Below are 17,563 nucleotides of genomic sequence, written 5' to 3'. Positions count from 1 at the left end.
GCGAGGGGCGCCCCCGCCGGGGGCGCCCCTTGTGTCACTTGCTGTTGCGGGCCAGTTCGAGGGCGTACTCCGGGAACCAGTCGCCCGCCTTGGGGCCGCCCTTGCAGTCGCCGTCCGACTCGCCCGGGCGCTTGATCCACAGGTACGCGTCGACCAGCGGGTCACCCGTGTTGGTGGTGGGCGTCTCGCCGAGGGCGCGGCCCGGCGGGTTGCACCAGTTCTCGGCCGGGTCGCCCTCGGTGTAGGGGCCGTTGCCATTGCGGCTGGTGTCGATGACGAACGGCTTGTTCCCGACCTTCGCCGAGACCTTCTTGCCGTACTCCTTGCTGGCCTCGGTGGTCTGGAAGTTGGCCACGTTCACCGCGAAGCCGTCGGCCTCCGCGACGCCCGCCCACCGCAGCGGCTCGAAGATCTGGTCCGGCTTGCCCCAGCCGGCGTTGCCCGCGTCCAGGTACACCTTGGTGTTCGCCAGCTGCTTCAGCCGCTTGACGGCGCCCTTGAGCAGGTCGTACCGCTCCTCGTGGTACTGGTCCTCGGTGCAGCCGTCCACCATGTGCATCACGGCGTCCGGCTCCACGATCACCGTGGCCCGCCGGTCGCCGATGCCCTTGGCGACCTTGTCCAGCCACGCGCGGTACGCGTCGCTGTCGGGGGCGCCGCCCGCGGAGTGCTGGCCGCAGTCGCGGTGCGGGATGTTGTAGAGGACCAGCACGGCGTCCCGGTCGGCCTTCGCGGCGGCCTCGGTGAAGCCGCGGGCGTCCTCCTCCGGCTGCTCCGTGCCGACCCACTCGCCCACCGGCTGGGAGGCGATCTTCTTGATGAGCTCGGCGTCCTCTTTCTTGCCGTCGCGCAGATAGCCGGCGACCTGCTGGGCCGCCTTGCTGCCCGGATTGACCCAGAACGGGTCGGTCGCCTTGGGCTGCTGACTCACGACCGGCGCGGCCTCCGGCTGCTTGCCGCCACTGCCGGCGTCGGGGGAGGTACAACCCGCGAGCAGCAATGCCGCCACCGCGCCCACCGCCCCCACCGCGGCCGCCCTCACGCGGGCACGCCCGGTGCAACTGCCGTACATCCACTCCCCCTTGGGTGCACTATGTGCGGGATCACCCCCCAGGTGCCCCCTCCCGGACAACCCGGTCGAATCCATCCTGACACACGTGTCCGGAAGCCACGAGGGCGGTCTGGATCGGACCGGGGCGGCGTTCTACAGTGAGCGCGAGCTGCCGGACCATCCCCGGCCTCCCGCGCCGATGCCGGGCTTCTCCCGCAGCCCGGACTCACGCGGTCGAGGGCCGGCCCGGCCGACGGCCCGGGTATGGGGCCCCCGGTGCGACGGGGGAAGGGCCGTCGGCCGGGCCAGGTGGTTCGTCCGGTGGCGCGTTACGCCGCGCTCGTGAGGTACGCGGAGACGACGACGTTCGCCGTGTAGGTGCCGGACGCGCGGTCGAAGGTGCCGCCGCAGGTGATCAGGCGCAGCTCGGGGCGGCCGGGCTGACGCTGCCCGTACGCCTTCTTGGGGTCGAACTCGTGCCGGGCGAAGACCTGCACGTCGTCGATGGTGAACTCGGCGACCGAGCCGTCCGTCCTGGTCACCTTGATCCGTTCGCCGGGGCGGGCGGAGCTCAGGCCGTAGAAGACGGCCGGTTTCGTCTCGGTGTCGACGTGGCCGACGAAGAGCGCGGCGCCGTCCGTGCCCGGCTGGGCCCCGTCGCGGAACCAGCCGACGCTGTGCGCCTTCTCGTACGGGGGCGGGTCCATCGCGCCCGTCCTGTCCAGGCCGCGTGGGACGACCGGGGCGGTGATCCCCAGCGACGGGGCCTCCAGGCGCTCGGGCGGGGCGGGCTCCATCGGCGGGCGGGCCGGTGGCAGTGGGACGCCCAGGGGGCGGCCGACGGCGGCGACGTCTCCGGTGGTGGGGGCGGACAGGCCGCCGGGTCCGCCCGTGATGTCCTTGCCCCACAGCCACAGGCCCAGCAGCAACAGGGCCCAGGCCACGCCAGTGAGCAGCCGGCCGTGTCCGGCGGGGTGCCGTGCGGAGGACACGGTCAGTCCGCGCGGGTACGGCGCCGGCGGCGGGTGCTGCGGAAGGCGACGGCGACCGCCGCGACGCCCGCCAGCACCAGGCCGATCACGGTGTGCGGGGTGCTGGGCCCCTGCTCCTCCGTACCGCCCCGGGGCGCGTCGGCGGCCAGCACGGCGGTGCCTCCACCACCGGCCCTGACCGGGGCGACGGGGCTGGGCGCCGGGTGGTGGGTGACGTGGACGGTGCCGGCGTCATGGTGGTCGCGCCCGTCGCAGTGGACGGTGAGCGGGTACGAACCGGAGTCCAGGCGGGACTTGACGGTGGTGTCGCCGTACAGCGGCCCGCCCTTGCCCTGGCGGCCGGACAGCTCGGCCTCCGCGACGAACGCCTTGGACCTGACCGAGCCGTGCTTGCCCTTGCAGCCGTGGACCTGGATGTCCACGTCTCCGCCGGGCTTGGTGGTGGCGGGCACGACCAGGGCCGTCACCTTCTCCCGGTGCTTCTCGCCGTCCCGGTCCTCCTCGCCGTCACCGGCGTACGCGGGCCCCGCGGCCAGCGCCAGGACGGTGGCCGCCCCGGCTGCGGCACGGAGCGCAAACAGAGCTGAACGCATCGTGAACCTCCTGCACTGAAGATTCACCCCGTTCGCCGGTTTCCGCATCCGCAGGGGGACGGCCGTCACCCGGCCTTTCACCCGGTCGGGCGGCTCTGAACTGGGCCGATGGGGCCGAAGGGTCGCTCAGACGCGATCGACCAGATCGGCGATCGAGTCGACGGTCCAGGAGGGGCGGTACGGGTACTTCTCCACGTCCTCCCGTGCGGTCAGTCCCGTCAGCACCAGGAAGGTCTCCATCCCCGCCTCCAGCCCGGCCAGCACATCGGTGTCCATCCGGTCGCCGATCATCGCGCTGGTCTCGGAGTGCGCCCCGATGGCGTTCAGGCCGGTGCGCATCATCAGCGGGTTCGGCTTGCCCGCGAAGTACGGGGTCTTGCCCGTGGCCTTGCTGATCAGCGCGGCGACCGCACCGGTGGCGGGCAGCGGGCCCTCGGCGCTGGGGCCCGTCTCGTCGGGGTTGGTGGCGATGAAGCGGGCGCCCTGGTTGATCAGCCGGACGGCCTTGGTCATGGCCTCGAAGGAGTACGTACGGGTCTCGCCGAGGACCACGTAGTCCGGGTCGTGGTCGGTGAGGATGTAGCCGATGTCGTGCAGCGCGGTGGTGAGCCCCGCCTCGCCGATGACGTACGCCGTGCCGCCGGGCCGCTGGTCGTCCAGGAACTGGGCGGTGGCCAACGCGGAGGTCCAGATGTTCTCGACGGGCACGTCCAGGCCCATGCGGGCGAGCCGGGCGTGCAGGTCGCGGGCGGTGTAGATGGAGTTGTTGGTGAGGACCAGGAAGGGCCTCTCCGTATCCCGCAGCTTCTTGATGAAGGCGTCGGCGCCGGGGATGGGTACGCCCTCGTGGATGAGGACGCCGTCCATGTCGGTGAGCCAGGATTCGATCGGCTTGCGCTCTGCCATGGGGCGGGACTCCTGCCGTACAGGTACAGACATGCGTGCTGGGGACGCCGCGACAGCGCTGTGGCGACGCCCCCAGCCTAATCAGGATGCGGTGATCTTCACCCCGTCGATCGTCCAGTACCAGTTGTTGGACCCGGTGTAGCGGAAGCGGAAGCTGACGCTGGAGGCTCCGGAGGGGACGGTGACGGTGAGGGACTGGGGCTTGGAGATGACGTCGGAGGTGTAGCTCTTGACGACGGTCGGGGTGCCGCCGTTGAAGGACGCGAGGACCTCGGCGGTCTGGCTGCCCTCCTGGCGGTAGAGGGTGGTGAAGTCGAGCGTCACCTTCGTCTTGCCGCTGACGGTGTACGCGGGGCTGACCAGGGTCGAGTCGTACGTGCCGGAGAAGGTCCTGTCGGCCCACTCGTCGGAGTCGGCGACCGCGAAGACGCCGCGTGCGCGGACGTTGAGCTCGCGCTGCTGGTCGCGCTGGGTGCGGGACCAGAACTCGTCGGTGGCGAAGGACCAGCCGCGCCACTCGGTCATGCCGCCGGTGCCCATGGCGTTGTTGATGACGGACCAGCCGCTGGGCGGGGTGTGAGTGAAGCCGAGGATCCCGGCCGGGATGCCGGTCTCGTCGACGCGCTGGGTGAGGGAGGACTGGAGGGTGTCGAAGGGGTCGGTGGAGCGCTGCTGGATCGGCTTGCCGTCCAGGCCCCAGGACGGGTCGGGGACGATGCCGAGCTGGTGGAAGACGGTGGCGGCGACGTCGACGAGCCGGGTGTCGAGGGGGCGGGCGCCGGCCGCGATACCGGGGCCGGTGGCGAGGACGAAGGTGCGCCGCTCCTCGATGGAGCTGCCGCCGTGGCCGCCCGCGTCGACGTGGCCGTGGTCGGTGGTGACGATGACGGTCCAGCGCTCGGTGGCGTACGAGGGGCGGGCCTTGATGGCGGCGAGCATCCGGCCGAGCTGGGCGTCCTGGACGGCGATGGCGTCGAGGTACTTCTGGCCGGTGCCGTTCGCGTGCGCGACGACGTCGGTGTTGCCGAGGTAGACGAACAGGACGTCGGGGTTCTGGTCGCGGAGGATCGACTCGGTCTCGGCGGCGATGGTCGCGTCGTGGGCGACGTACCCGTCGCGGTCGCCGTCGAGGACGAGCTTGGCGTCGGCGCCGGGGGTGACGGTGCCCTGGGCGTCCAGCGGCTTCCAGTCGACGGCGGCGTACGTGGACAGCCCGGGGCGCACCTGGGCGAGGCGGGCGAGGAAGCCGGGGTACGTACCGTAGTTCTTGCCGGTGAAGGTGTTGTCCTTGACTCCGTGCTTGTCGGGCCAGACGCCGGTGGAGATGGTCGACCAGCCGGGGCCGGAGGAGGTGGCGGCCATGGGGTTGGCGTACAGCAGGGACAGGCCGTAGGTGCCGTTCGCCATCATGGACTTCATGTGCGGGGCGTTGGCCGCGTCGATTCTGTCGTGGCGCAGCCCGTCCATCCCGACGACGAGCACCTTGTCCTTGCTGGTGCCGTTGGGGAGGGTGGGCGCGGCGGCGTGGGCGGCCGGTGCGGTGGTGACTGCCGCCGCAGCCGCCCCGGCTGCTGCTGCGGCGAGCACGGTACGGCGGGACATGCCGGTGTTCGGCATCGGGAAACCTCCGTCGAAGGGGGTGTGGGGGCACACGCCAACGCCCCCGGTTTCCCAGGGGCGTTGGTCCGTACCCGTTATCTTTCCGCTACCTTTCGCGGGGCACCAGATACGTGCGGTGAACTCTTGGCTTCGGCTCGCTAGCTTCCCGTTGCCGACTTCCACGCGTCGACGTACGACGTCAGGTTCTTGTCGATGTCCGCCCAGTCCGGCTCGAAGACGTCGACGCCCTCCATCAGCTTGGCCAGCTCGATGGCGTTGGCGTCGGTGGGCTTGACGTCGGCGCGGGCGGGGAAGCCGCCGCCGATCGCGCTGACCTGACGCTGCGCCTGCTCGCTCAGCATGAAGTCGAGGAGCTTCTTGCCGTTGTCGCTGTGCGGGGCGTCCTTGACGAGGCCCGCGGCGTACGGCAGGGCGAAGGTGGTGGGCTTCCCGCCCTGCTTGGCGGGGAACCAGATGCCGAGGTTCGGCATGGACTTGGCCTGGGCGAAGTTCATCTGGACGTCGCCGTTGGCGACGAGGATCTCGCCCTTGTCGACCTTGGGGGCGAGCTTGGAGGTGGAGGAGGACGGGCCGACGTTGTTGGCCTGGAGCTTCTTCAGGTACTCCATGGCGGGCTCCTGGCCGCCGAAGTCGTGCATGGCCTTGATCACGACGGCGGTGCCGTCGCCGGCCACGCCGGGGGTGGAGTACTGGAGCTTGTTCTTGTACTTCGGGTCGAGGAGGTCCTCCCAGGTGGTGGGGGGCGTCTTCAGCTCCTTCTTGTTGTGGATGAACCCGAAGTAGTTGTTGACGACGGAGGTCCAGGTGCCGTCGCCGGACTTGTCGGCGCCGTCGACCTGGTCGGAGCCCTTGGGCTCGTACGGCTGGAGGAGGCCCTTGGAGTCGGCCTGCTGGATGAAGGGCGGGAGGGTGACGAGGACGTCGGCCTGGGTGTTGCGCTTCTCGCGGGCGGCGCGCTGCACCATCTCGCCGGAGCCGCCCTCGACGTACTCGACCTTGATGCCGGTCTGCTTCTCGAAGTCCTTGAAGACCTGGTCGTACCAGCCGTCGCCCTTCTCGCCCTTGAGGCCGTCGGCGCTGTAGACGGTGACGACCTTCTCGTCGGAGGCGGCGGAGTCGCCGCCGCAGGCGGTGAGCGTGGCGGCGAGGAGGAGACCGCCGGTGAGGGCGGCGAGCGGCTTGGTGGCGGCGGCGTGCGTAAGCATGACGTGGTTCTCTCCTAGCGGTACGTGGCTTATCGGTACGTGCCTCAGCGGTACGTGGCTTTGGTACGGATACGGGAGACGGCGAGCAGGACGAGCAGCGTCGTCGCCATCAGGACGACGGCGATCGCCGAGCCGGTGAACAGGGACCCCCGGTCGGTGGCCGTGAAGATCAGCACCGGCAGCGGCAGCCAGTCCGGCGGGTAGAGCATCATCGTGGCGCTCAGCTCACCCATGGACAGGGCGAAGCAGAGCCCCGCGGCCGCGTTCAGGGACGGCAGCAGCAGCGGCAGCTTGACCCGGAGGAGTACGTGGGCGGGGCGGGCGCCGAGGCTGGCGGCGGCCTGCTCGTACATGGGGTCCAGGCGGACGATGGCCGCCGACACCGACTGGTACGCGAAGGCCGTGACCAGCACGGTGTGGGCGAGGATCACGATCCACCGCGTGCCGTTGAGGAGGAACGGCGGCTGGGAGAAGGCCACGAGGACCGCGAGGCCGACGACCACGGACGGGACCGCGACGGGCAGCATGAACAGGGCGTCCAGGGCGCGTCGTACCCGCTTGTTCAGGGACGCGGCGGCGAGGGCGGCCCAGGTGCCGACGAGCAGGGCGAGCAGGCTCGCCGTCACGGCGGTGACCAGGCTGGTGGTCAGCGCCTGGAGGGACTCGCCGCGCACGGCGGAGGCGTAGTGCCCGGCGGTCGGGCCGGAGGGGAAGGCGCCGGACCAGTTCGTCGAGAACGACGCGGCCAGGATCACGAGCAGGGGAACCGCGAAGAGCGGCAGGAACAGGACGGCGAAGAGGGCCCAGGCGGCCCACTTGCCCTTAGCGCTGTGCACCAACACGGCCACTCACCACCCGGTACAGGGCGTACAGCCCCACGGAGATCGCGATGTTGACGACCGCGACGACGCACGCGGCCGGATAGTCGGACTCGAGGATCGCCTTGCCGTAGACGAGCATCGGCAGGGTCGTCACGCCCTTGGCGCCGGTGAACAGCACGATGCCGAACTCGTTGAGGCACATGACGAGGACGAGGCTCCCGCCCGCCGCGAGGGCCGGCAGCGCCTCGGGCAGGATCACCCGCCGCACGATCCGCGCGGGCCGGGCGCCCAGCGAGGACGCCACCTCCAGCTGTGCGGTGTCGAGCTGCGAGAACGCGGCGAGCAACGGGCGCATCACGAAGGGCGTGAAGTACGTGATCTCCGCGAGCAGCACGCCCCATGGCGTCGTCAGGAACGCGAACGGCCCCTCGGCGGTTCCGGTGACGTCCGTCCACAGGCCGTTGGCCATGCCGACGGTGCCGTAGATGAAGAGGAGGGCGAGCGTGACGAGGAAGGAGGGGAAGGAGAGGAACACGTCGATGAATTTGGCCACCGCCCTGCCCCCGGGAAACGGCACGAACGCGATGATCAGCGCGAGCGTGAACCCCAGGACCAGGCACCCGACGGTCGCCCCGACGGCCAGCCACACGGTGGTGACCAGCGCCTCGCGGAAGGCCCGCGACGCGAAGACGTCGGCGTAGGCGCCGGGGGCGAGGGATTCCTGTACGACGAGCCCGAGCGGGTAGAGGAACACGAGCCCGAGGACGGCGACGGGCGGCAGGGCCCACACCCAGGCGGGTACGCGCCCGCTCCGCCGGGCGCCCTTGCCGGCCGCGCCGCCCACCAGGGTTCCCGCGCTAGCCATGGGCGGCCACCTCCGCCCCCAGCAGCACCGCGTCGTCCGGGGCGAAGTGGAGCGTGACGGGCGCGCCCAGCGGCGGCGGGTCCCGCAGCTCGCGGAGGTCGGCCATCACGCGGTGCCCGTCGACGTCGACGTACAGCCGGTGCGTCGCGCCCCGCCACTGGACCTCGGTGAGCGTGCCGCGCAGGGCGTTGGGGCCGTCGCCGAGGCCGAGCAGGTGCGGGCGGACGCACAGGGTCGCGCCCCCCACCGCGCCCTGAGGCACCGCGCCCTCCGGCACCGGGACCTTCAGCTCCCGCCCGGCGAAGGACACGGCGCCCGATCCGACCGTCACCGGCAGGAGGTTCGCGTTGCCGACGAACGACGCCGTGAACTCCGTACGCGGCCGCCGGTACAGCTCCCGCGGCGTGCCGCAGTCCCGCAGCCGCGCCCGGTCCATGACCGCGATCCGGTCGGCCAGCGTCAGCGCCTCGACCTGGTCGTGGGTGACGTACAGGATGGACACGTCCGGCAGCTCGCGGTGCAGCCGCGCCAGTTCGGCGAGCATCCCGGAGCGCAGTTGCGCGTCCAGCGCCGACAGCGGCTCGTCCAGCAGCAGCACGCCCGGCCGGATGGCGAGCGCCCGCGCGATGGCGACGCGCTGCTGCTGGCCGCCGGACAGTTCGCGCGGGTAGCGCCTGGCGTACGCGGCCATGCCGGTCAGCTCCAGCGCCTCGGCGACCCGGCCCGGTCTCTCGCCCTTCGGGGCCTTCTGGGCGCGCAGCCCGAACGCCACGTTGTCCTCGACCCGCATGTGCGGGAAGAGCGCGTAACTCTGGACGACCATCCCGATGCCGCGCCGGTGCGGCGGCAGCGCGGTCACATCACGCCCACCGATGAACACCCGCCCCGACACCGGGCGTACGAACCCGGCGACGGCGCGCAGCGCGGTGGTCTTGCCGGAGCCGGACGGTCCGAGCAGCGCCATGACCTCGCCGGGTTCGACGGTCAGGTCGAGGGAGTCGAGCACGACGTTCTTCCCGTACGCGACGGAGACCTGCTCGAAGCGGATGCCGCTGGTCATGCTTCCACCCGCACCAGCAGGTCGGGCAGTTCGGTGACCGAGCCGAGGACGTGCGTGGCGCCCGCGTCGCGCAGCGCGTCGGCGCCGTGCGCGCCGGTCAGTACGCCGGCGACGACGCGCGCCCCGGCGCGTACGCCGCTGAGCATGTCGTACGAGGTGTCGCCGGCGACCGCGACGCCCTGGACGCCGTCCGCCGCGCCGGTGCGGAGGAGGGCGGCGAGGACCATGTCGGGGTAGGGGCGCCCGCGCCCGCCGTCGGTGTCGGCGGGGCACAGCGTCAGCTCGACGAGGTCCCGCCACCCGAGCGCGTCGAGGATCGCGTCCTGGGTGACGCGGGCGAACCCGGTGGTGAGGACGACGGTACGGCCCTGGTCCTTGAGCTTTCGGATCGCGTCGGCGGCGCCCGGCACGGGGGCGATCCGCCCGGCGGCGACGAGCTTGCCGTACGCCTCCTCGAAGGCGAGGTTGGCGGCCTGGGCGCGGGACTCGTCCCCGAAGAGGTGGCGGAAGACGGAGATCTTGGACTCGCCCATGGTGGCGCGGACGTGGTCGAGCATGTGTGCGTCCGGCTCCGTGCCCAGTGCGCGGGCGGCCGCGTCGAAGGCCTCCTCCACCAGGCCCCCGTCGGCGACGGTGGTCCCGGCCATGTCGAGGACGACAAGCTTGATTGCCATGGTTACCAACCCAGTTCGTTCGCGGTCGTTTCGGCGATGGCGGGCGAGCACGTCATGCCGCGTCCACCGGGGCCCGTCACCAGCCACACGCGGTCGCGCACCTGCTGGCGGTGGACGACGCGGCTGGTGTCGGTGCACTGCGCGTACACCCCGGCCCAGCGGCGGCGGACGGGCGGCAGTGGGCGGCCGAGGAGGGACTCGACGACGCGGGTGAGGTGCTCGTAGGGGTCTTCGAGGGTGTCGAAGGCGAAGGGGTGCTCGTACTCGTGGGTGTCGCCGATGGTCAGCCCGCCGTCGAGGCGCTGCACCATGAGCAGCTGCATCTTGTGCGCGGCGGCGACCGGCTCTTGGGCCTGGCCGGCTTCCAGGGCGGTCGAGTCGTACGCCGGGTAGTAGCGGAAGCTGTCGGCGTCGGCGACGGAGGTGGTCAGGGGCTCGTCGAGCGGGTCGGTCTGCATCATCTGCAGGCGTACGCGGCGTACGGGGATGTCTCCGGCGACCTCGCGGACGAGCCCGCCGAGCCACGCGCCGGTGCACAGGACGACGGCGTCGCCGGTGTGGACGTCGCCGTGGTCGTCCCGGACGGCGTTGTTCCCGACGACGTCACGGACTTCGCGGCCGGGGAGGAAGGTGTACCGCCCGGAGGCCATCAGGGCCTCGCGGAGGGCGAGTTGGGCGGTGCGGGGCTCGACGGCCGCGTCCCGCTCACACCACAGGGCGGCGCGGAAGTCGCCGCGGAGGGCGGGGTTCATGGCGCGGGCGTCGTCGGCGGTGACCAGCTTGAAGCCGCGGGCGGCGGCGTCGGGGCGGGCGACGGCGGCTTCGGCGACGGCCAGTTCCGGGTCGGTGCGGACGGGGGTGAGCGAGCCGATGGCCCGGAAGCCCAGCTCCGGGACGCGGGCGCCGATGCCCTCCCACAGCTCGCGGGCGCGCAGGGCTGTTTCCAGCTCCTCGCCGCCGGCGCGGCCGCTCACCCAGATCTGGCCGAAGTTGCGGAGGGAGGCGCCGCGGGCCTCGCTCTCGCGCTCGATCTGTACGACCTCGTGGCCGCGTTCCACTGCGTGCCAGGCGTGCATGGTGCCCACCACGCCGGCTCCTACGACGATGACTCTCACGCCGGAAACGGTCGTGGTGGTGGGTGGCGCGGGTGGGTCGGGTCGGCGACGGGAAGGTGAACGCCCCCTCAAGCTTGGCCTAGACCCGTTATCTGTTCTTGACCTTACCGGGGTCCGAGGTGCGTCGTGAAGCTGAAGCGGTCACCCCGGTAGAGGGTGCGGACGCGTTCGAGGGGCCGGCCGTCCGTGTCCCGGGAGAGGCGGTGGAGCAGCAGCATCGGCAGGGCGGGCGGCGTGCCGATGAGCAGCGCCTCGCGCGGGGTGGCGAGGACCGTCTCGATGCGCTCGTCGGCGTCGCCGAAGCCGATGCCGAGGCGTTCGCGGAGGTAGGCGTAGAAGGACGAGTCGGGGTCGAAGTCGGCGTCCAGGCGCGGGACTCGGGCCTCGGTGACGTACGTGCTCTCCAGGCCGACCCGCTCGTCGTCGGCGAGCAGCACGCGCTCCATGTGCCAGACCGGCTCACCCGGCTCGGTGCCGAGGTCGGCGGCGAGCGCGGCGGGGCAGGGGAAGCGGTCGAGCGTGACGAGGTTACGGCCGGGGCGGCGGCCCTGGCGGCGTACGCCTTCGGTGTAGCTGGCGAGCGACAGGGGCTGCTCCAGCTTGGGGCCCGCGACGACCGTGCCGCGCCCCTGGCGGCGCAGCCGCCCCTCCAGCAACAGCTCGCGCAGGGCCTGGCGTACGGTCTCGCGGGAGACCTCGTACCGCACGGCCAGTTCGCGCTCGGCGGGCAGGGCCTGGCCCTCGCCCAACTCCTCGATCAGCGCCGCGACATGGGCCTTGACCGCGTAGTACTTGGGGATGCGGCCGTGCTCCGGGATGCCGGAGCGGACGGGTGCGCCGGGTACGCCGGGTGCGCCGGGTGCCTGGCCGTCGGGGTAGTTCACGTAGTCCACGGACGGGATGTTCGCAGACGTACGTGAACGCGAAGGTGAACGCGGGGCGTCGGCTCCGGCGGCCGGTCAGCCCTTGCGGTCCCGGATGCGGCCCGCCAGGGAAAGCGTCCCGGCGCCGAGGAGGAAGGCGAGGGCGGAGGCACCGGCGACGATCAGGACGTTCCGGCCGGTCCTGGGCAGCTCCTCGGCGAACTCGCTGGCGGGCTCCTCGTCCACGAGGGTGAACCGGTAGTCGGCCGACTCGCCCACCCAGTCGCCGTCGCCGCCGCGCCGCTGGACGATCGCGGCGTTGGCGGTGATCGCGTCGGGCCGGGCGTCGGAGGTGAAGGCGAGGCGGACGGGCACAGTGACGGTCCGGCCGGGCGGGACGGCGAACCCCCGGAAGGCGTCGGCGCCGTCGTCCAGCACACCGACCAGTTCGCTTTCGTCCGTCTGTTCAATGGTGACGGGGTACTGGCGGCGGCCGTTGCCGACGTTCTCGTAGAACTCCAGCTGGATCTGGGCAGGCTTCAGGGCGCGGGCGCGGTCGGTGAAGACGATGACGGGGTGGATGTTGCCGCAGGGCTCGCTGGTGGTGTTGGTCAGCTCCACGTTCCAGGTGTGGAACCCGCCGCCGGGACGGTAGGCGGTGGGGCCGCCGCTGATACGGGTGCGGATGGGGAAGTCGGCGGAGGAGGGGTTCCCGCAGGTGGGCTGCCGGTCGGGAGCGGCGGCCTCGAAGGGCGCTGTGCCGTCGGCCGGCGCCGCCGCGGTGAGAGCGAGTACGGCGACGGCGACGGTGGCGCAGGGGGCGATGACGTTGCGCAGTCGCATGAGGCACCTTCGGCGGCGGGCGTGGACAGTCGTACGCCGAGAACGTCCCACGCGGCATCGGCACCGCACCGGCGGTGCGGCGACATCCCGCCGTACGGCGTCAGGGATGCGCCCACTCGGCGCAACGGGGGCCGGTACGGCCCCCGGGCCCCGCCGCGGGCCACCCCGCTGTGGGTCGCCCCCGTTGCGGGTCGCCCGTAGTGGGACGCCCCCCCGTTGTGGGCAGTCGTCCCGCTGGGGCGGGACGGGTGGGCACAACGGGACAGGGCGGTGCCCTTGCGGCGGCTCCACCCGGGGCGGTGCCCGTTCCGGTGCGGGCCGGTGGCCTGCCGGGGGATGGGGGGCGTGGCCCCTCGGGGCTCGCCTCCTCGAGGCCGGCGGCCTTGGGTACGTCGGATGGGGAGCCGTTACGGCGCCGCCAACCTCTGCGGGGACGACCCTGCACGGCCCCACCCCGGCCGGTGGCCATCCGCGGGCCGTGGGAGACGGGGGCCCGGCCCCACCCCGGCCGGCGCCGAGCGCGCCGCGCCTACCGCCCGAACACCGGCCCCAGGATCAGCTGAGCCGCGCCTTCCGCGACCGGGTGGGCCGAGCCCTCCGCGAGGGACACGGGCACGGCGGGGTCGCCGCCGCGCCGGGCACGCTCCTCCAGGACGGCTCGCACGCCCCGTACGAACGGCTCCGCCGCGCCGGTCACCACCCGCCCGCCCAGCAGCACGCGGTCGATGTCCAGCAGCTTGACGAGGTTGGCCGCCCCCGCGCCCAGCACCCTGGCCGCTTCGGCGAGGTCGCCCCGCGCGACGGCGGCCAGGCACAGCGCCTCCAGGCAGCCGCGCCCGCCGCACCCGCACACGGGGCCGTCCAGCTGGATGGTCTGGTGCCCGAACTCCCCGGCACCCGTCCGCGCGCCCCGGTACAGCCCGCCGTCGAGGACGAGCCCCGCGCCCAGCCCCGTACCGAGATGGAGGTACGCGAACGAGTCGCCGCCCGCGCCGCTCAGGGCGATGCTCAGCGCCGCCGCGTTCGTGTCCTTGTCGAGCACCACGGGCAGGCCGAGCCGCCGGGCGAGCGCGTCGCGCAGCGGGAAGCCGTCCCACTCGGGGAAGCGGGTCACCCGGTGCGGCACGCCCGCGGCGTGGTCGAGGGGCCCGGGCATGGCGACGCCGACACCGAGGACCGTGCGCGTGGCGAGCGCGGCGACCTCGCCCGCGACCACCTCCATGACCACCTCGGCGCCCGAGCCGAGGTCCAGCGGCACGACGCTCGCGGCGACGACGACGCCCGACAGGTCGACGAGGACCGCGGTGAGCTCGTCGCGGTCCAGGTGCAGGCCCACGGCGTGGGCGGCGCCGGGGACCAGGCGCAGGACGGTGCGCGGCTTGCCGCCCGTGGAGGCGCGTCGCCCCGCGTCGGCGGCGAGGCCCTCGTCCCGCAGCCGTGCGGTGATCTTGCTGACCGCCTGCGGGGTGAGCCCGGTCCGCTCGGCGAGCTCCAGCCGGCTGGCCCCGTCCTCGTCCGCCGCGCGCAGCAGGTTGAGCACGAGCGCGGCGTTGTGGCTGCGCAGGGCCGGCAGGTTGACACCCGTATCGCTGTTCACCGTCCCATTGTCGCGCCGGCTTGCACTTTGGCAACAGCGTTGCTTAAGTGGCATGCATGACTGGACCGCTGCGCGTCGGACTCGTCGGCTACGGCCTGGCGGGCTCCGTCTTCCACGCCCCGCTGATCGCCGCGACCGAGGGCCTGGTCCTCGACACGGTCGTCACGTCGGCCCCGGAGCGGCAGCAGCAGGCGCGCACCGCGTTCCCGGACGTCCGCGTCGCCGCGTCCGCGGACGAGCTGTGGGCCCGGCCCGGTGAGCTGGACCTGATCGTGATCGCCTCGCCCAACAAGACGCACGTCCCGCTCGCGACCGCCGCCCTCAAGGCCGGTCTGCCGGTCGTCGTCGACAAGCCGGTCGCCGGCACGGCGGCGGAGGCCCGTGGCCTGGCCGCCCTCGCCGAGGAGCGCGGCCTGCTCCTGTCCGTCTTCCAGAACCGCCGCTGGGACAACGACTTCCTCACCCTCCGCGCCCTCCTGGACCGGGGCGAACTCGGCGACGTACAGCGCTTCGAGTCCCGCTTCGAGCGGTGGCGGCCGCAGCTCAAGGGCGGCTGGCGCGAGTCGGGGGCGCCGGAGGAGTTCGGCGGGCTGCTGTACGACCTGGGCAGCCATGTCGTCGACCAGGCGCTGGTGCTGTTCGGCCCGGCGGTGCGGGTGTACGCCGAGGCGGACGTACGCCGCGAGGGCGCCGAGGCCGACGACGACACGTTCATCGCGCTCACGCACGCGAGCGGCGTCCGCTCCCACCTGTACGTCAGCGCCACCACCGCCCAGCTCGGCCCGCGCTTCCGGGTGCTGGGCTCGCGGGCGGGGTACGTGAAGTACGGCCTGGACCCGCAGGAGGCGGCCCTCCGCGCGGGCGAGCGCCCCGGCCCCGGGTGGGGCATGGAGCCGGAACCGCTGTGGGGCCGTATCGGCGCCGGCGAGAACACCACGCCCGTCCCCTCCCTCCCCGGCGCCTACCCGGCGTACTACGCCTCGGTCGCCGCCGCCCTGCGCGACGGCACGCCCCCGCCGGTCACCGCCCAGGAGGCGGCGGCGACGCTGGACGTCTTGGAGGCGGCGCGCCGCTCGGCCCGCGACGGTACGACGGTGACGCTGTGACCGCCCCGACCATCGCGGAGCTGGAGGAGCAGCAAACCCGCCTCACCCTCCCCCGCTTCACCTACGAGGACGCCTGGACGCTCGGCACCCTCCTGGTCGACCTGGCACGCGAGCGCCGGGCCCCGGTCGCCATCGACATCCGGCGCGGCGCGCAACAGCTCTTCCACGCCGCCCTGCCCGGCTCCAGCGCGGACAACGACGCCTGGATCGACCGCAAGCGCCGCGTCGTCGAGCGGTACGCCGAGAGCTCCCTCCTGGTCGGCACCCGCTTCCGCGAGAAGGGCAAGTCCTTCGACACGGACTCCCGCCTGGACCCGAACCAGTACGCCGCCCACGGAGGCTCCTTCCCCCTCACGGTCACGGGCACGGGCGTCATCGGCACGGCCACCGTCTCGGGCCTGCCCCAACTGGAGGACCACGCGCTGGTGGTCCAGGCCCTGGAGCGTTTCACCAGCGCCTGACACAGACCGGCGGGCCGCCCCTTTCCCCCGGGGGGTGGCCCGCCTTCCTCTCCAGCCGCTGACACCCGCGCGGCGTGAGGTAACGTCACCGCCCTACGGCAACGTCGGGCGAAGAAACGTGGACGGCACATCGTGGACGACCGCTTCGGCGAGCTGCGGCGTTTGCTGCGCTCCTACGAGGTGACCGGCTACGCCTTCGACGACTCGGCCGCCAGTCCAGGCGCTGCTCTCAGCGCGTACCTGCGCCAGGCCGAACGGCAGCCCTCGCGGGCTGCCGCGGCCGCGCGGGAGATCGACGACCTCTTGGCGGTAGGTCTCGTCAACGACGAGATCGCCGACGACGTGGATCTACTCCCCCACATCGATCCGCCTGCCGGGAGGAGCGTCGAAGAGTGCCTCCGTGTCATTCGCGGGCATCTGCAGAGGCTCATGCCGGCAGGCGAAGAAATCACGGGCCGACCCGGCCCGCGGCCGGAGACGTCCTGGGAGTGGCGAGAGCGGTTCCCCGAACTGGCGCATCTGCTCGGCGCTTACTTCCACCAGGACTTCGACGCCGAGTACGCGTCGCACCGGGCAGCCGTCGACGACTACCTGAGCGGCGTCTCGCCTGACGACCCGCGCGCTGTGACCGCGGAGATCGAGGACTTCTTGGCGCTGAACCCCGACGATGCCGCCCTGCGGCAATCGGCGCGGATCACCGGCCTCGGTGTCGGGCCACCGGCCGGCGTCCCGCTCCGCCGGTGGCTGGCCGATCTGGCGGACATCGTCGCGCACCACCCGCGCAGCTGAAGCGGCGCGCGGTCCCCGCTCCTGCCCTCACCATCTGGGTGCCGAGGGGCGGGGGCCGCGCTGTTCACTCCCTCACGCGTCCTTGAGCTCCTGCCGCTGACGCCCCAGCCCCTCGACCTCCAGCTCGACGACGTCCCCGCCCCGCAGGAACGGCTTCGGCTCCGGCTGGCCCATGGCCACGCCCGCCGGCGTACCGGTGTTGATGATGTCGCCCGGGTAGAGGGTCATGAACTGGCTGACGTAGCGCACCACTTCCCCCACGGGGAAGATCTGGTCGGACGTGGAGCCGTCCTGCTTCAGCTCCCCGTTCACCCAAAGCTTCAGCGACAGCGCCTGCGGGTCCGGCACCTCGTCGGCCGTCACGAGCCAGGGGCCGAGCGGGTTGAACGTCTCGCAGTTCTTGCCCTTGTCCCAGGTGCCGCCGCGCTCGATCTGCCACTCGCGCTCGGAGACGTCGTGGGCGACCGCGTACCCGGCGACATGCGTGAGCGCGGCCTCCGCGGAGTCCACATAGCGGGCCGTACGTCCGATGACTACCGCGAGCTCGACCTCCCAGTCGGTCTTGCGGCTGGCGCGCGGTACGAGCACGGTGTCGTTCGGGCCGACGACCGTGTCGGGGGCTTTGAGGAAGACGACCGGCTCGTCGGGGGTCGCCTGGCCCGTCTCGGCGGCGTGGTCGTGGTAGTTCAGCCCGATGCACACGACCTTGCCGATGCGCCCGACCGGCGGCCCGATCCGCAGCCCGGTCGGGTCCAGCGCGGGCAGCACACCGGCGCCCACGGCGGCCCGGACCCGGTCGAGCGCGGACGCGTCGGAGAGCAGGGCTCCGTCGATGTCCGGGACGATCGCGGACAGGTCCCGGAGGACCCCGTCCTGGTCGAGCAGCGCGGGGCGCTCGGCGCCCGCCGTCCCGACGCGCAGCAGCTTCATGGTCTTCTCCCTGTGGTCGAGGTAGGCCCCGGCCGATGGAGTGCGGCCATCGGAGGATTGGTCGATCCTCCA

18 protein-coding genes are annotated in these 17,563 nt (G+C 72.6%); 3 read left to right on the top strand and 15 right to left on the bottom strand.

The genetic code is table 11. The features are described from left to right. Positions 1-34 precede the first annotated feature (34 nt). The 14 genes from BKD26_RS00730 to BKD26_RS00665 all read right to left on the bottom strand — a co-directional run bounded on the left by BKD26_RS00730 (position 35) and on the right by BKD26_RS00665 (position 14,259). The gene (locus BKD26_RS00730; RefSeq protein WP_084894622.1) at positions 35-1,072 is read right to left on the bottom strand and encodes a glycoside hydrolase family 6 protein; all 1,038 of its coding nucleotides are present in this window, start codon (positions 1,070-1,072) and stop codon (positions 35-37) included. A 308-nt stretch (positions 1,073-1,380) separates the two neighbouring features. Further along, complete coding sequence (locus tag BKD26_RS00725; protein WP_241518453.1) at positions 1,381-2,043, bottom strand: class F sortase; 663 nt, start codon at positions 2,041-2,043, stop codon at positions 1,381-1,383. 2 nt (positions 2,044-2,045) lie between these two features. Next, positions 2,046-2,636, bottom strand: a complete 591-nt coding sequence (locus BKD26_RS00720) for a hypothetical protein (RefSeq protein WP_084894618.1) — start codon at positions 2,634-2,636, stop codon at positions 2,046-2,048. A 126-nt stretch (positions 2,637-2,762) separates the two neighbouring features. Beyond that, on the bottom strand, positions 2,763-3,542 hold the full coding sequence (locus BKD26_RS00715) for an HAD-IIA family hydrolase (protein ID WP_084894616.1): 780 nt from the start codon (positions 3,540-3,542) through the stop codon (positions 2,763-2,765). Between the two features lie 81 nt (positions 3,543-3,623). Next, the gene (locus BKD26_RS00710; RefSeq protein ID WP_084894614.1) at positions 3,624-5,159 is read right to left on the bottom strand and encodes an alkaline phosphatase family protein; all 1,536 of its coding nucleotides are present in this window, start codon (positions 5,157-5,159) and stop codon (positions 3,624-3,626) included. Between the two features lie 140 nt (positions 5,160-5,299). After that, positions 5,300-6,367, bottom strand: coding sequence for a 2-aminoethylphosphonate ABC transporter substrate-binding protein (locus tag BKD26_RS00705; RefSeq protein WP_084894612.1), 1,068 nt, complete (start codon positions 6,365-6,367; stop codon positions 5,300-5,302). Positions 6,368-6,411: 44 nt separating this feature from the next. Continuing rightward, positions 6,412-7,209 (bottom strand): ABC transporter permease subunit, encoded by a 798-nt coding sequence (locus BKD26_RS00700; protein ID WP_084895292.1) that lies wholly within the window; start codon positions 7,207-7,209, stop codon positions 6,412-6,414. Next, on the bottom strand, positions 7,190-8,053 hold the full coding sequence (locus BKD26_RS00695) for a 2-aminoethylphosphonate ABC transporter permease subunit (RefSeq protein ID WP_084894610.1): 864 nt from the start codon (positions 8,051-8,053) through the stop codon (positions 7,190-7,192). Before BKD26_RS00695 ends, BKD26_RS00700 begins: the two co-directional genes overlap by 20 nt. Next, the gene (locus BKD26_RS00690) at positions 8,046-9,113 is read right to left on the bottom strand and encodes an ABC transporter ATP-binding protein (RefSeq protein ID WP_084894607.1); all 1,068 of its coding nucleotides are present in this window, start codon (positions 9,111-9,113) and stop codon (positions 8,046-8,048) included. The genes BKD26_RS00695 and BKD26_RS00690 overlap by 8 nt, the downstream gene beginning before the upstream one ends. Beyond that, on the bottom strand, positions 9,110-9,787 hold the full coding sequence (locus BKD26_RS00685; RefSeq protein ID WP_084894605.1) for a phosphonatase-like hydrolase: 678 nt from the start codon (positions 9,785-9,787) through the stop codon (positions 9,110-9,112). The genes BKD26_RS00690 and BKD26_RS00685 overlap by 4 nt, the downstream gene beginning before the upstream one ends. A gap of 2 nt (positions 9,788-9,789) precedes the next feature. Further along, positions 9,790-10,902, bottom strand: coding sequence for a TIGR03364 family FAD-dependent oxidoreductase (locus BKD26_RS00680; protein ID WP_084894603.1), 1,113 nt, complete (start codon positions 10,900-10,902; stop codon positions 9,790-9,792). Positions 10,903-11,006: 104 nt separating this feature from the next. Beyond that, positions 11,007-11,786 (bottom strand): GntR family transcriptional regulator, encoded by a 780-nt coding sequence (locus BKD26_RS00675; RefSeq protein WP_084895290.1) that lies wholly within the window; start codon positions 11,784-11,786, stop codon positions 11,007-11,009. A 75-nt stretch (positions 11,787-11,861) separates the two neighbouring features. Then, the gene (locus tag BKD26_RS00670; protein WP_084894601.1) at positions 11,862-12,608 is read right to left on the bottom strand and encodes a hypothetical protein; all 747 of its coding nucleotides are present in this window, start codon (positions 12,606-12,608) and stop codon (positions 11,862-11,864) included. 529 nt (positions 12,609-13,137) lie between these two features. Next, positions 13,138-14,259: an ROK family transcriptional regulator gene (locus BKD26_RS00665; RefSeq protein WP_084894598.1), complete on the bottom strand. Its 1,122-nt coding sequence runs from the start codon at positions 14,257-14,259 to the stop codon at positions 13,138-13,140. A 2-nt stretch (positions 14,260-14,261) separates the two neighbouring features. On the opposite strand from BKD26_RS00665, the gene BKD26_RS00660 reads away from it, so the two are divergent. The 3 genes from BKD26_RS00660 to BKD26_RS00650 all read left to right on the top strand — a co-directional run bounded on the left by BKD26_RS00660 (position 14,262) and on the right by BKD26_RS00650 (position 16,561). Continuing rightward, positions 14,262-15,311 carry a Gfo/Idh/MocA family oxidoreductase gene (locus BKD26_RS00660; RefSeq protein WP_084894596.1) on the top strand — a complete coding sequence of 350 codons (1,050 nt, stop codon included), beginning with the start codon at positions 14,262-14,264 and terminating at the stop codon, positions 15,309-15,311. Further along, positions 15,308-15,772, top strand: a complete 465-nt coding sequence (locus tag BKD26_RS00655) for a heme-degrading domain-containing protein (RefSeq protein WP_084894594.1) — start codon at positions 15,308-15,310, stop codon at positions 15,770-15,772. Before BKD26_RS00660 ends, BKD26_RS00655 begins: the two co-directional genes overlap by 4 nt. 132 nt (positions 15,773-15,904) lie before the next feature. Further along, positions 15,905-16,561 carry a contact-dependent growth inhibition system immunity protein gene (locus BKD26_RS00650; RefSeq protein ID WP_241518452.1) on the top strand — a complete coding sequence of 219 codons (657 nt, stop codon included), beginning with the start codon at positions 15,905-15,907 and terminating at the stop codon, positions 16,559-16,561. A gap of 72 nt (positions 16,562-16,633) precedes the next feature. Here the strand turns inward: BKD26_RS00650 and BKD26_RS00645 are convergent, their stop codons facing one another. Continuing rightward, entirely contained in the window at positions 16,634-17,491 is an 858-nt protein-coding gene (locus tag BKD26_RS00645) for a fumarylacetoacetate hydrolase family protein (protein WP_084894590.1), read from the bottom strand. Between the last annotated feature and the right edge of the window lie 72 nt (positions 17,492-17,563).

This window comes from Streptomyces sp. CB03238 (genome assembly GCF_002099185.1).
Taxonomy (GTDB): Bacteria; Actinomycetota; Actinomycetes; order Streptomycetales; family Streptomycetaceae; genus Streptomyces.
This window is presented reverse-complemented; position numbering and strand designations above follow the sequence as displayed.

Bases quoted from the DNA above. Each gene is read 5' to 3' on its own strand.
- BKD26_RS00645 (WP_084894590.1), bottom strand. From the start codon at position 17,491: ATGAAGCTGCTGCGCGTCGGGACGGCGGGCGCCGAGCGCCCCGCGCTG.
- BKD26_RS00695 (WP_084894610.1), bottom strand. From the start codon at position 8,053: ATGGCTAGCGCGGGAACCCTGGTGGGCGGCGCGGCCGGCAAGGGCGCC.
- BKD26_RS00670 (WP_084894601.1), bottom strand. From the start codon at position 12,608: ATGCGACTGCGCAACGTCATCGCCCCCTGCGCCACCGTCGCCGTCGCC.
- BKD26_RS00720 (WP_084894618.1), bottom strand. From the start codon at position 2,636: ATGCGTTCAGCTCTGTTTGCGCTCCGTGCCGCAGCCGGGGCGGCCACC.
- BKD26_RS00705 (WP_084894612.1), bottom strand. From the start codon at position 6,367: ATGCTTACGCACGCCGCCGCCACCAAGCCGCTCGCCGCCCTCACCGGC.
- BKD26_RS00660 (WP_084894596.1), top strand. From the start codon at position 14,262: ATGACTGGACCGCTGCGCGTCGGACTCGTCGGCTACGGCCTGGCGGGC.
- BKD26_RS00665 (WP_084894598.1), bottom strand. From the start codon at position 14,259: ATGCCACTTAAGCAACGCTGTTGCCAAAGTGCAAGCCGGCGCGACAAT.
- BKD26_RS00730 (WP_084894622.1), bottom strand. From the start codon at position 1,072: ATGTACGGCAGTTGCACCGGGCGTGCCCGCGTGAGGGCGGCCGCGGTG.
- BKD26_RS00710 (WP_084894614.1), bottom strand. From the start codon at position 5,159: ATGCCGAACACCGGCATGTCCCGCCGTACCGTGCTCGCCGCAGCAGCA.
- BKD26_RS00690 (WP_084894607.1), bottom strand. From the start codon at position 9,113: ATGACCAGCGGCATCCGCTTCGAGCAGGTCTCCGTCGCGTACGGGAAG.
- BKD26_RS00685 (WP_084894605.1), bottom strand. From the start codon at position 9,787: ATGGCAATCAAGCTTGTCGTCCTCGACATGGCCGGGACCACCGTCGCC.
- BKD26_RS00715 (WP_084894616.1), bottom strand. From the start codon at position 3,542: ATGGCAGAGCGCAAGCCGATCGAATCCTGGCTCACCGACATGGACGGC.